12 protein-coding genes are annotated in these 12,093 nt (G+C 61.6%); 9 read left to right on the top strand and 3 right to left on the bottom strand.

What is annotated here, in order from left to right:
- The first annotated feature begins 4 nt into the window (after positions 1–4).
- Positions 5–1,321, top strand: coding sequence for a tRNA guanosine(34) transglycosylase Tgt (gene tgt / locus AC1DD7_RS07390; protein WP_477514432.1), 1,317 nt, complete (start codon positions 5–7; stop codon positions 1,319–1,321).
- Positions 1,322–1,399: 78 nt separating this feature from the next.
- Here the strand turns inward: tgt and AC1DD7_RS07395 are convergent, their stop codons facing one another.
- Positions 1,400–2,110 (bottom strand): queuosine precursor transporter, encoded by a 711-nt coding sequence (locus AC1DD7_RS07395; protein ID WP_224166404.1) that lies wholly within the window; start codon positions 2,108–2,110, stop codon positions 1,400–1,402.
- A gap of 288 nt (positions 2,111–2,398) precedes the next feature.
- On the opposite strand from AC1DD7_RS07395, the gene AC1DD7_RS07400 reads away from it, so the two are divergent.
- Genes AC1DD7_RS07400 through AC1DD7_RS07410 form a run of 3 tightly spaced genes read left to right on the top strand, consistent with a single transcriptional unit; the run spans position 2,399 to position 4,370 of the window.
- Positions 2,399–3,061, top strand: a complete 663-nt coding sequence (locus AC1DD7_RS07400) for a TetR/AcrR family transcriptional regulator (protein ID WP_477514433.1) — start codon at positions 2,399–2,401, stop codon at positions 3,059–3,061.
- Positions 3,061–3,957 carry a TIGR01777 family oxidoreductase gene (locus tag AC1DD7_RS07405; RefSeq protein WP_477514434.1) on the top strand — a complete coding sequence of 299 codons (897 nt, stop codon included), beginning with the start codon at positions 3,061–3,063 and terminating at the stop codon, positions 3,955–3,957. The genes AC1DD7_RS07400 and AC1DD7_RS07405 overlap by 1 nt, the downstream gene beginning before the upstream one ends.
- On the top strand, positions 3,957–4,370 hold the full coding sequence (locus AC1DD7_RS07410; protein WP_477514435.1) for a hypothetical protein: 414 nt from the start codon (positions 3,957–3,959) through the stop codon (positions 4,368–4,370). Before AC1DD7_RS07405 ends, AC1DD7_RS07410 begins: the two co-directional genes overlap by 1 nt.
- An 80-nt stretch (positions 4,371–4,450) precedes the next feature.
- Here AC1DD7_RS07410 and AC1DD7_RS07415 read toward each other — a convergent pair whose 3' ends face one another.
- Positions 4,451–5,290, bottom strand: a complete 840-nt coding sequence (locus AC1DD7_RS07415; protein WP_477514436.1) for a methyltransferase family protein — start codon at positions 5,288–5,290, stop codon at positions 4,451–4,453.
- A 124-nt stretch (positions 5,291–5,414) separates the two neighbouring features.
- Here AC1DD7_RS07415 and AC1DD7_RS07420 point away from each other — a divergent pair, with 124 nt between their 5' ends.
- The 5 genes from AC1DD7_RS07420 (at position 5,415) to AC1DD7_RS07440 (ending at position 11,093) form a co-directional block, all read left to right on the top strand.
- A complete protein-coding gene (locus AC1DD7_RS07420; RefSeq protein WP_477514437.1) occupies positions 5,415–6,818 on the top strand; it encodes an MFS transporter in 1,404 nt (467 codons plus the stop codon).
- 315 nt (positions 6,819–7,133) lie between these two features.
- Positions 7,134–7,796 carry a response regulator transcription factor gene (locus AC1DD7_RS07425; RefSeq protein WP_477514438.1) on the top strand — a complete coding sequence of 221 codons (663 nt, stop codon included), beginning with the start codon at positions 7,134–7,136 and terminating at the stop codon, positions 7,794–7,796.
- On the top strand, positions 7,793–9,208 hold the full coding sequence (locus AC1DD7_RS07430; RefSeq protein ID WP_477514439.1) for a sensor histidine kinase: 1,416 nt from the start codon (positions 7,793–7,795) through the stop codon (positions 9,206–9,208). Before AC1DD7_RS07425 ends, AC1DD7_RS07430 begins: the two co-directional genes overlap by 4 nt.
- On the top strand, positions 9,201–10,166 hold the full coding sequence (locus AC1DD7_RS07435) for a TAXI family TRAP transporter solute-binding subunit (protein WP_477514440.1): 966 nt from the start codon (positions 9,201–9,203) through the stop codon (positions 10,164–10,166). The genes AC1DD7_RS07430 and AC1DD7_RS07435 overlap by 8 nt, the downstream gene beginning before the upstream one ends.
- A 93-nt stretch (positions 10,167–10,259) precedes the next feature.
- Positions 10,260–11,093 (top strand): hydroxymethylpyrimidine/phosphomethylpyrimidine kinase, encoded by an 834-nt coding sequence (locus AC1DD7_RS07440; protein ID WP_477514441.1) that lies wholly within the window; start codon positions 10,260–10,262, stop codon positions 11,091–11,093.
- On the opposite strand, the gene AC1DD7_RS07445 is transcribed toward AC1DD7_RS07440, so the two are convergent.
- On the bottom strand, positions 11,090–12,019 hold the full coding sequence (locus AC1DD7_RS07445; protein WP_477514442.1) for a cytochrome b/b6 domain-containing protein: 930 nt from the start codon (positions 12,017–12,019) through the stop codon (positions 11,090–11,092). The two genes, AC1DD7_RS07440 and AC1DD7_RS07445, sit on opposite strands and share 4 nt — an antisense overlap.
- Between the last annotated feature and the right edge of the window lie 74 nt (positions 12,020–12,093).

A 12,093-nucleotide genomic window follows, 5' to 3' on the forward strand; every position in this document is an offset into this window, starting at 1 on the left:
TAGCGTGCCAGCTTCCGCTTTCCTGCCCTCGTCTCCTCCGTCCACTGCCTTGCCGGGTCTTTCTTCACGGCAATCCGGGTTCTCCTTTACGGTGGGCCAGCGCCTGACCGAAACGTGTTCGCCGTCGGACGCCTTGATCGAAGCCAATGGCGGCACTTTCCTGGGCCGGACCGGAACCATCACCACGCCGCACGGAACCATCCAGACGCCCGCGTTCATCGCCGTCGGAACCAAAGCAACAGTCAAGGCCGTGCTGCCCGAGTCCATTGCCGGGCTCGGCGCGCAGGCAGTGCTTGCCAACGCCTACCACCTGTACCTGCAGCCGGGCCCTGAGATCCTCGACGCCGCCGGCGGGCTGGGTGCTTTCATGAATTGGTCCGGACCGACGTTTACGGATTCCGGCGGATTCCAGGTGATGAGCCTGGGCTCGGGGTTCAAGAAGGTCATCGACATGAAGAATGTGGACACCTCCGGCCCCGACGACGCGGTGGCGCCCGGCAAGGAACGGCTGGCCCACATTGATGATGACGGCGTGTGGTTCAAGTCGCACCTCAACGGGGACAGGCACCGCTTCTCCCCCGAGATCTCCATGCAGGTCCAGCATCAGATCGGCGCTGACATCATGTTCGCGTTCGACGAGCTGACCACGTTGCAGAACTCCCGGGCCTACCAAGAGGAATCGCTGGAGCGGACCCGGTTCTGGGCTTTGAGGTGCTTGGAAGAGCATGCCCGTTTGACTTCCGCCCGGGTGGGGAAGCCGTACCAGGCGCTGTTCGGGGTGATCCAGGGCGCGCAGTACGAGGATCTGCGCCGAAAGGCATGTCAGGACCTTGGAGCCATGCCTTTTGACGGGTACGGGATCGGCGGTGCTTTGGAAAAGGAGAACCTGGGCACCATCGTGCGGTGGTGCAATGAGGAACTTCCTGAAAACAAGCCGCGGCACCTGCTGGGCATTTCCGAGCCGGACGACATCTTCACGGCAATCGAGAACGGGGCCGACACGTTCGACTGCGTCTCACCCACCCGCGTGGCACGGAACTCCGCGTTCTATACCCCGTCCGGTCGGTTCAACCTGTCCGGTGCCCGCTATAAGGCCGATTTCGGACCGCTGCAGGATGGCTGCGACTGCTACACCTGTGGAAACTATTCGCGCGCGTACATCCACCACCTGTACAAGGCCAAGGAAATGCTCTCGGCAACGCTGATCTCCATCCACAACGAGCGCTTCGTGGTGAAGATGGTGGACGATGCACGGTTGGCCATCGAGTCCGGGGATTTCTTCGAGTTCAAGGCGGAGACGCTGGGCCGGTACTACTCGTAGCATCGAGATCGCCGGAAACGTGCGTGGACGTCTGGAAACTTCCAACGAACTGGCGCGGCTCCGGCGATCTCGGCAAACCTAGGCCGCGACCGGCCCGTAGCTCGGCTCGCGCTTCTTGATGTAGCCAACCACCAATACGGTGATCGGCACGAACAGGAACTCCACGGCCGTCTTGTAGACAAAGCCCACCAGGACATAGTTGGCGAACATGCCGAAGTCGGTGATGCCAATGACCGAGGCCGCGATGCTGCAGAAGATCAGGGTGTCCACGAATTCGCCCACTACGGATGAACCCATGAGCCGTGCCCACAAGGTCTTCTCGCCCGTGCGCTCCTTCATTTTCACCAGGATCCAGGAGTTGATGGTCTGACCGGCGAGGAAGGCCAGGAGTGAAGCGAGCACGATCTGCGGGACGGGGCCAAGTGCGCCTTCGATAGCTGCCTGCTTGGCGGTTCCATACTCGTCCGTGAAACCGGGCAGCACGATGATCACCCAGTAGCAGAGAGAAGCGAAGACTGAGAGAGCGAACGAGGTAATGATGGCCTTGCGCGCCACCTTGAAGCCGTACACCTCACTCATGACGTCGCCCAGGATGTAGGCGAGCGGGAACAGGAAGAATCCGCCATCGGTGATGATCGGACCAAGCACGACGCCCTTGGATGCGCCGATATTGGACAGGATCAGCACCACGGCCATGATGGCGAGCATGATGCCAAAGTACGGGGATCCGATCGAGGCGAAGCGGGGTGCAGGCTTGCTCAAGGTGCTGGAGCCGGAAGGCGAGGGCATGGGTCATCCATTTCGTAGTGGTTCGCACGGGCGCTGTTTCAGGCGCCCGGCTGTATTAGCACTGTGGTTGGTGGGGGCTCGGCCCAACACCAGCTTTATTGTCCCACCCACCAACGCTCTCTCACATCCAGACCCGTTTCCGGCGGATGTTCTCTCACATCCAACGGGGTTTCGGCGGACGAACTCTCACATCCAACCAACTCTTCGGCGACCGTTTCTGAACGTGTTCAAATTCGGGGGTATACTCGTTATTGAACGCGTTCAAAACCTGGTTAGAGGAGTAGCGCCATGGCAGCAAAAAGCGAACAGACCCGGCAGCTTGTAGCCGACGTCGCACTGAAAATGTTCCGCGAAATCGGCTTCGAGAAGACCACCATGCGTGCCATCGCACAGGAGGCGGGAGTTTCCGTCGGCAATGCCTACTACTACTTCGCCTCCAAAGATGAACTCGTCCAGGAACTGTACATCCAAGTCCAGAACGAGCATGCGGAGGTTGCGGCACGAGCCCTCAGGGACGTCCACGATCTCGCAGGTCGACTGAAAGCCGTACTGCACACCGGCGTCGACGTCATGGCGCCGTATCACCAGTTCGGCTCAGATTTCATCGCGACTGCGATCCGGCCGACGTCGCCAGTCAACCCATTCGGCGAGGCGTCCACCGCCGCCCGCGAGGCTTCGCTGGCGATCTTCCGGTCCGCCGTCGACGGTTCCTCCCCCGCCGTCGCCAAAAAGCTGCGCGAAGATCTACCGGAGCTGCTGTGGCTTGCATATATGGGTGTCGCACTTTTCTGGGTTTACGACAAATCCGAGGGCCAACGGCGCACGCGGAAACTGATCGACGGCGCCGCGCCCCTGGTAGCGCGGGGGTTGTCGCTCGCGAAGATTCCCGGCGTCAGCAAGGTATTTGACGACGCTCTGGGACTCGTCCGCAGCGTGAAGGAAGGCTCGTAATGCCGCACACAGTGGTCCTTGCGGGCGCTACCGGCTTCATTGGCAGTTACTTCAAGCATCGCTTTGTTAATGAGGGTTGGCAGGTTCGGACGGTCGGGCGGGATGCTTCAACTGATGCTCTATGGAACGACGACGGCGCCATCGCCAAGGTGCTGAACGGCGCCGAACTGCTGGTGAACCTCGCCGGACGATCTGTGAATTGCCGCTACAACGACCGGAACCGCCAGGAGATCGTGGACTCCCGGGTTTTGACAACTCGTGTCCTGGCCCGTGCCGTTGCTCGATGCGCCGACCCGCCTGGGACATGGATCAACGCCAGCACTGGCACCATCTATCGGCACGCAGAGGACCGCTCACAATCTGAAGCATCGGGTGAGCTGGGGCGCGGGTTCTCTGTAGACGTGGCCCGTGCGTGGGAGGACGAGTTGGCTGCTGCCAATGTTCCGGGCACTCGAAAGGTCCCGCTTCGCATTGCGATCGTCCTCGGTCCGGGCGGCGGCGTGATGACTCCCCTGCGGAATCTGGCCCGGCTTGGTTTGGGTGGGCATATGGGGCCGGGCACGCAGAAGTTCAGCTGGATCCATGTGGAGGATCTGTTCCGCGCCGTGGTGTTTGTCCACGGGCAGCCCGCACTCACGGGCCCAGTAAACGCAGCAACGCCGTATGCCGTGGATAACCGCGAACTGATGTCGCTGGTTCGGCAAAGTATGGGTGTCCCGTTTGGCATCCCGACGCCAGCTTGGCTGCTCGAAGCCGGAGCGCTCCTCATCCGGACACAGACGGAACTGGTGTTGAAGAGCCGGTGGGTCGAACCCCGGAAGTTAGTCGATGCAGGATTCACCTTCACATATCCAGCTCTGGCCGGTGCACTCAACGCGATCGCAAGGGGCAAGTGATGAGTCTGACCGCCCCTTCGGAAGTCTGGACCTACGGGCCAAAGGATCGAGTGGTTTTGGGCTGGAAGGCCCTGGTGATAGGCATCTTGATCTCACACCTGGTGTTCGGCATCCTCTTTGCCCTATCAAACCCAGCATGGGGCGTCGTTTTGTTCGTCTTCAGTGCCCCACCAGCTTGGGCAATCGGTGCCGCGGTGGGCTCACTCTTGGGCTTGGCGCTGCGACGCATCCGAAACCAATGGATTCACGTCGCAGCATTCTTCACGACCGCGGCACTAATGTGTGTCCCCTTCGGAGGTTTTTGGAGTCCAACAGCATGGGCCTTTCCGTTGAGCATTGCCGTCGCAGCCGGAATCGCGCGCCTCTCCATTTGGAAAATCGTCCGCATAAACGACACACCTTCTCTCACATAATTACCGCCTCCCCAGAACGTTCTCTCACATCCCGACGCCTTCCGGGCAACGTTCTCTCACATCCCGCAGCGCGCGAGGGATCATCGGCGCCGTGATCTTGTGCCTAGGTAGCGGCGAACCCTTTTCGCGTATTCCGCATAGGGTCGCCCAAAGACCTCCAACAGCGCAGCCTCTTCGCGCAGTACACCCCTGTGGTCCACGAGCATTCCGATCGGCAAAGTCACGAGCACCCATGATGAACCGGCGAGTGTCCCCACGCCCAAATGGATGAGCCACCACCCCACGTACATAGGATGGCGGGTCACTGCATAAGGGCCGCTTGTTACGAGCTCCCCAGGCCTCTCCAAATCGAAAGTGCCCGTCGAGCGGCGGTCTCGTTCAGCCAAGGCCCAGGCATTCAGCCCACCGCCAATCGCCAGCAGACCAGAACCCACCATCCTGTGAAGCGCGTCGGACCCCGGCAACGACCAAGGGCTAGCCCTTCCGAGAAGGACCATCATGGTCACTCCGGTCACTTGGCCCGGAGGAAGGGGCAGGTTGCCGAATATCCTCCTCAACGTCAGCCGAGGGCCCGGGGATGGCTGAGGAAAAGTCGCCATGTCTGAACAGTAACCCCGCGATCCGCTCTTGTCCGCAGCAGGGAAACAGGACGTGACAGAGCATCCGCCGAAAGCGGTCAGGATGTGAGAGAGCGTCCGCCGAAAGCGGTCACAGGATGTGAGAGGCATCCGGAGGGACCACAGCGCAACGGTGGGATCAAAACAATGCCGCACACCGCCGTCGTGCGTCAGGGCGTTCAGGGCGTTGAGGGCGTTCAGGGCGTTTAGGGCCTCGAAACCTAAGGAAGTGTTAGGAAATCGCCTCGGGCGTTGGCTGTGCCGTGCATCACCAATAGTTTGGATTATGTCCTCTTCACCCATGGAGGACCTTTCTTAGTCGACGAAGAGCCATGCGCAAGGACGCCATGAGCAAGAGCTTCATGGACAGAACGAACTCATGCAAGACACGGCTGCCATCGCAGGCGCCGTCCAGGAAGGTTCATTGATGAGCACCCAACAAGTTGCGCCCCTCAGCGAGGCCGCACAGACACGCAAGGCCGTGAGCAACATCCTCAAAGGCTCCGCGGGCAACCTCGTGGAGTGGTTCGATCTCTACGTCTATACGGTTTTCGCGGCATATTTCCAGTCGCACTTCTTCAACTCCTCGGACGATCTGCAGGCTGGCCTCGAAGCTATGGCCGTCTTCTCGACGTCGTTCCTCATGCGTCCAATCGGCAGCTGGTTCTTCGGCCGATACGCCGACCGGAAGGGCCGCAAGGCCGCGCTGACCCTCAGTGTGACTATGATGTCGGCCGGTTCGTTTGCCATCGCGATCCTGCCAACCCAGGATGTGATTGGGCTCTGGGCACTGATCCTGCTGGTCTTCATCCGGGTGGTGCAGGGCTTCTCGGTCGGCGGCGAATACGGCACCAGCGCCACCTACATGTCCGAGGCTGCGACCGCCAAGCGCCGCGGTTTCTTCTCCAGCTTCCAGTACGTAACACTCATTGGCGGGCAGATGCTGGCCCTCTTGGTGCTCGTGATCCTGCAGAATACCATGAGCAAGGAAGATCTGACGGCGTGGGGCTGGCGAATTCCTTTCGCGATTGGTGGCGTAGCTGCGTTGGTTGTCCTCTGGCTTCGCCGTTCCATGGAAGAAACGCTTTCCGCCGATCAGCTCCGCGCCGCCCATGTGAAGGTTGAAGGCGAGGCACAGCCCGGGACCATGAAGCTGCTGTTCACCAAGCACTGGAGGCCGCTGCTCATCTGCATTGGCATCACGCTCGGTGGCACGGTGGCGTTCTACACGTACACCAATTTCATCCTGAAGTTCATGAACGATACGTCCGGCATCGCCAAGACCGATACTTCCATCATCAATTTCTGGGCTTTGTTCATCTTCATGCTGCTCCAGCCTGTCTATGGCCTGATTTCCGACAAAATTGGTCGCAAACCGCTGCTCATCTGGTTCGGGGTCACGGGCGTACTGTTCACCTGGCCGTTGCTCTCCACGCTGTCCGGAACCAAGGATCCGTTCACGGCATTCCTGCTCATGCTCGGTGGCCTGCTCATGGTGGGCGGCTACACCTCGATCAATGCGCTGGTGAAGGCTGAGCTGTTCCCGGCCTCGATCCGCGCCCTGGGTGTCGGCTTGGGGTATGCGATCGCGAACTCGCTGTTCGGTGGCACGGTCCCGCTGATTGGCGCCGCTCTGCAGAAGGCCGGGCAGGTGGACATGTTCTTCACATACGTGACTGCCGCGATCTTCATCTCGCTGCTGGTGTACATCTTCGCGCTGAAGAACAAGAAGGCCACGCACTTGGACGCCGAGCAGGGAAGCGCGTTCGCCGCGAAGGGCTCTGATTCGAGCGACGCCGACGAGGACAAGAAGGACCTCGCTAACGCTTGAACCGGATAGTTTGTGAGGCCCGTTATGCGCTCTTTGGTCACTCCGAGGGGCGCAGAGCGGGCCTCGCAACGTTAATCCGGCCCGGGATGTGAGAGAACGTGCCGCCAAAAGACGCACGACCTGAGAGAACGTTGCGCCAAAAGGCGCACGACGTGAGAGAACGTCCGACGGCGGATCGGGAACCGAGGGCGCGGGGCGCTGGAAGGCGGATCCGGCAGGAAGGGAGTAATCTCCAAAAAGGACCATGGGCCTCCAATCGTCCAGCCATCGGGCCCAAACCAACCCACCAACCCACAAGCGGCAAAGGATCACACAGTGCACGTGCTCATCGTCGAGGATGACGACGCCATGGCGTCCGCTTTGAGCGCTGCCGTTGCATCCGCCGGCCACAAAGCCACCAGGGTGTCCCGCGGCGAGGACGCACTCCTGGGGCATCGGCACCACGAAGTGATCCTGCTCGATCTCGGTTTGCCGGACTTGGACGGCCTGGACGTCCTACGGAAACTGCGACAGGTCACGCAAGTCCCCATTCTGATCCTCACGGCGCGCGACGACGAACGAAGCGTGGTCCTGGGCCTTCGCTCCGGAGCGGATGACTATCTGGTTAAGCCCGTGAAGCTCGTTGAATTGCTGGCAAGGATCGAAGCAGTGACGCGCCGTACCAACCGTGCCGGGGAGACGGCACCCCACAGCATTGTGGTGGGAGACGTCAGTGTGGACCTGGACCGGAGGATGGCATCTGTTGGCGAAAGGGAGCTCTCCCTGACCGCAACAGAGTTCGAACTCCTCAGCCTCCTGGCAAGGAATGCGGGATCAGTAGTGACAAGGGAACAGATCCTCGATGCCCTCTGGGGTGATGCTTTCCTCGCACATTCCCGGTCCCTCGATGTGCACCTCACCGGCCTCCGGTCCAAGCTCCAACTACCTGGCTTCATCATCAACGTCCGCGGGGTCGGTTACCGCGTCGAGCAGCCGTGAAAATCCGTGTCCTGGCCATCCTGAGCGTGATCGCAGTGCTCATAGTGGTCACCGTGTCCAGCGTGATCCTGACGTCGGCCAGCAGGGAGCTCACGCAGGAACTCCAGATCAATCGCGTCACGTCATTGAACCGCTTCGCCCAGCTCGCAAACGACGCTTCCTTGGACAACGACACCACCCAGCTGCAACGCGAAATGGACCGCTATTCCGAGCTCTACGGTGAGGGGATCCTGATCCGTCTGCAGCAGCAGACAGTGCGCTCAGGCGGGCTCAACGAGGACCGGGTCGAAGTCCGTGAGGCACTGAGCCGCGCCAGCCTGAACCTCAGCGACACCACGCTCAGCCCGCTCAGGCCCTTCGGATCCGGGACAGAGGTTATCTCAAGGTCCTTCGGCACAGCCAGCCAGGTGCTTGGTGAGGCTGTCCTTGAAGTGAACCCGGAAGCGGCCCGGCAGAAACTGCGGGAGCGGTGGCTCGTCGTCGGGCTTGCCGCAGTGGCGCTCGGGGCGCTCCTCCTGTTGGCAGCGGCCCGCCTCACCGGCTGGGTCCTGCGGCCGGTCCATCGCCTGAGCAACGCTGTCCACGAACTTGAAACGACCGGCAAAACGAGCCATCTTCCCGACGCCGGTCCGCCCGAGCTGCGGGAGCTGAGCCGTTCGTTCACCGCGATGGCCAACACTGTCACCGAGAGCATCGATTCGCAGCGCCAACTGATCGCCGACACATCGCACGAACTACGGAACCCGGTGGGCGCCTTGCGGCTCCGGATCGATCTGCTGCAGCTGGCGCTGAAGTCCGAGCCCGAGAAAGCCGCCGCGGCCGGGGTAGTGGCTGAACTTGAGCGCGTGGAGGCAATTCTCGACGGCGTGCTGAAGCTGGCGACGGCGGAACACCGCGCCTTCGAGGGTTCGGCGCGCGTGCAGCAGGAAGCTGAGCACAAACACCACACCGTCATCGATCCCTTCCCCATCCTGCAAGGAGAGGTGGAGCGGGCGATGCCAGCTGCCGAGCGCGCTAATTCGACGATCACGCTGGCGCAGCCGGAGCAACCGCTCCACCTCGCCTGCAATCCGGACGAGCTGGCACATATGGTGGGTGAGCTTCTGGCCAACGCCATCAAGTACGCTCCCGCCGCCCGGATCACAGTGGCAATGAAACGGACGGGACGAGGGGTCGCCGTCGAGATTTCCGATGACGGTCCCGGGCTTTCCGCCGAGCAGCGCACCGCGTCCACAACGCGGTTCTGGCGGGCGCCGCAGCACAGCAGGATCGCAGGGAACGGCCTGGGCATGACGATCGTGGACCGTTTGGCGCATGCGAACGATGCTGAGCTTGTGCTTGAGGGAAGAGAACCGCACGGGTTGACGGCCCGTCTTGAATTTCAGCAAGCGCCCGGAGGCCGGGATGAATAGCAGGATCGTGTCAAGGCGGGCTCTACTCAGAACCGGACTGTCAGCTGGTTTGGCTGGGCTACTGCTGCCGGCTTGGACCGCTTGCACGCCTGAGGAGAAGCCGCAAAAGCTAACGGTCGCCGGCGGTGAACCAGGTGGCTTTTACCTGGAGTTCGCAACGTTGTTCGCGGAGTTGCTCCAACGCGAGGGTGTAGCCGAAACCGCCATGCCGCTGACCACCGGCGGAAGCCTGGAGAACATCCGGCGGGTGTTGTCCGGCGAGGCGACGTTCGCCGTCGCCCTCGCGGACGCAGCCGCCCAGGCTGCAGCCGCCCGGCAGTCTGGCGGGAATCTTGTGGCGCTGGGAAAGGTGTACCAAAACTACGTTCACTGCATCGTGCGCGAGGACAGCACTCTCCGGTCCTTCGCCGACCTGGCTGGCAAGACCGCCGGTGTTGGCGAAGTAGGCTCGGGGACGTCGCTGACCGTTCCGCGCATCATCTCTGCAGCTCCTGCAGACATGGGCCTCAGGCAGGTGAATCTCGGCCTGAACCAAGGGTTGGCCGCCTTGCGGGACGGGTCCATTGATGCCCTGTTCTGGTCCGGCGGCGTGCCAACCGCTGCCATCGCATCAACCGCCAATGATATTGGCCTTCGGCTGATCGACCTCTCCGAGCACATCAAGGCCATGCGCGAACAATTCGGCGTTTTCTATGACCGCGTCCTGATCCCCGCGAAGAGCTACGGGGACGCCGCAGCCACGTGGACCGTGGGCGTGGCCAACCTGCTCCTTTGCCGCAGCGACCTCGCTGACCACCTGGTTTCGGAGTCCGTGAAACTCCTTGTGGAACGAGCTCAGGACCTGGTCCCGAAGACGAGCACCGGAGTGCAATTCCTCAGCCCTGAGACGCTCATCAACACCGCAGGCGTGCCCCTTCACCCAGCCGCCGAGGCAGCCTACCGCCGCTTGCACGGCTAAGGGCTACGTGCGCCGCCGCCCTAACGGCGCGGGCAAAATCGGCTAGCCGGGCCGAAATCGGCTCCCCGACGGGCAGCTGGCAAGATGGAAGACATGACTTCAGCCGTTGCCCCTGCCATTGCACTGACCATCGCCGGCTCCGAAGCGACCGGCGGCGCTGGCGCGCAGGCCGACCTCAAGACCTTCCAGGAACTGGGAGTTTTCGGCATCGCGAACCTCACGTGCATCGTTTCCTTCAACCCTCAGGACAGCTGGAACCACCGCTTTGTTCCGGTTGACCAGCAAGTCATCGCGGACCAACTGGAAGCCACGACGGCGGCCTACGGTCCCGCTTCCGGCGCACCCTCGGTTTTGGACACCGTGAAGATCGGCATGCTCGGAAGTCCGGTAACCATCAGCACGGTGGAGAAGGCGTTGGCCGATGGCTCTTTCGCGAACGTGGTCCTTGATCCGGTCCTGATCTGCAAAGGACAGGAGCCGGGCCACGCCTTGGACACCGACCACGCATTGAAAGCGCAGATCCTGCCTCTGGCTACCTTCGTAACCCCAAACCACTTCGAGGCAGAATCCCTGTCCGGATTGACCATCACGGACGAAGAATCGTTGAAAGCCGCTGCCATTCGCATCCACGAGATCAGCGGCGCAGCAGTCCTCGCCAAAGGTGGGGTGAGGCTGGAAGGCCCTGACGCCGTCGACGTTTACTACGACGGCGAAACGCTGGAAGTCCTGCGCAGTCCCAAGGTTGGCGACGTGGCTGTGTCGGGTGCCGGTTGCTCCCTGGCTGCGGCCGTGACCGCTGAATTGGCCAAGGGCGCTACTCCGCTGGAAGCTGCACGCACCGCCAAGGCGTTCGTAACAGCCGGCATCCAGAACCGCGTGTCCTCAGGTGCTCCGTTCGATGCCCTGTGGCAGGGCGGGTCCCGCTAGCGTGAGACCTTGCCCATCAGTGAGGCGACCGGGCGCAGGAACAGCGGGCGGGCCAGGAACCAGGCGGCCGCCGTAAAGACGATTGAGGCGGCGAAAATGCCGAAGCCCCACCAGCTGTAATCGTTGTTCGAGGCGTACATGTGGTTCAGGTTGTTCAGCGCACCGGTGGCCAGGACCAACGTGACGTGGACGATCACGAACGCCACAAAGTAGATCATCACCGGGAAGTGGACTTGGCGGGCGAGTTCGATCGGGTAGAACTTGTTGATTGCCGCCTTTTTCGGCCACGCACCGGACATCCGAAGGCCGGTGATGATGGCCAGCGGGGCGGCGATGAAGACGGTGGCAAAGTACGTCAGGAGCTGAAGGCTGTTGTAGTTGTTCCAGCCGTTCTCAATGGGCCAGTTCAAGGAGGCATACTGCAGCGCTGCGGACAGGGCGTTGGGGAAGACGTCCCAGTTGGTGGGGATGATCCGCAGCCATTGGCCGGTCGCGAACAGCAGGACGATGAAAATGATGCCGTTCAACACCCACAAGGCATCCAGCGTGAGATGGAACCAGAGATCCAGGCTGATCTTGGCCGGCGCGTTCTTGGTCTTGATGAAGCCTTTGTTGTTCCGGGTCCAGTAAGCCGGCGGCCTTGTGGTGGTCCGTACCTGCCAGCCAGAGCGGATGATCAGGACCAGGAAGAACATGTTGAGGAAGTGCTGCCAACCGAGCCAGGCCGGGAAGCCCGTGGGGGTGCCTTCGGGGATCGCTGAGTGTCCGGGGTAGTCCACCAGGAACTGCTGCACGGGTTGCAGCGTCCGGAGCCACTGCGCGATGAGCACCAGGACCAGCGCCACCACCAAAGCTATGGCGGTAACGACGACGGGCTTGAACCACCTGTTCGACGTGATCCCGGACGACTTGCTTGAAACGGACATCAGGCCGCGTTCCTCTCTGGCTTTGTTTGGCGTGCGACCAGTTGGCGCTCTCTCATAGCGATTCAACCAGTTGC

It is taken from the genome of Paenarthrobacter sp. 10L412 (genome assembly GCF_056395565.1).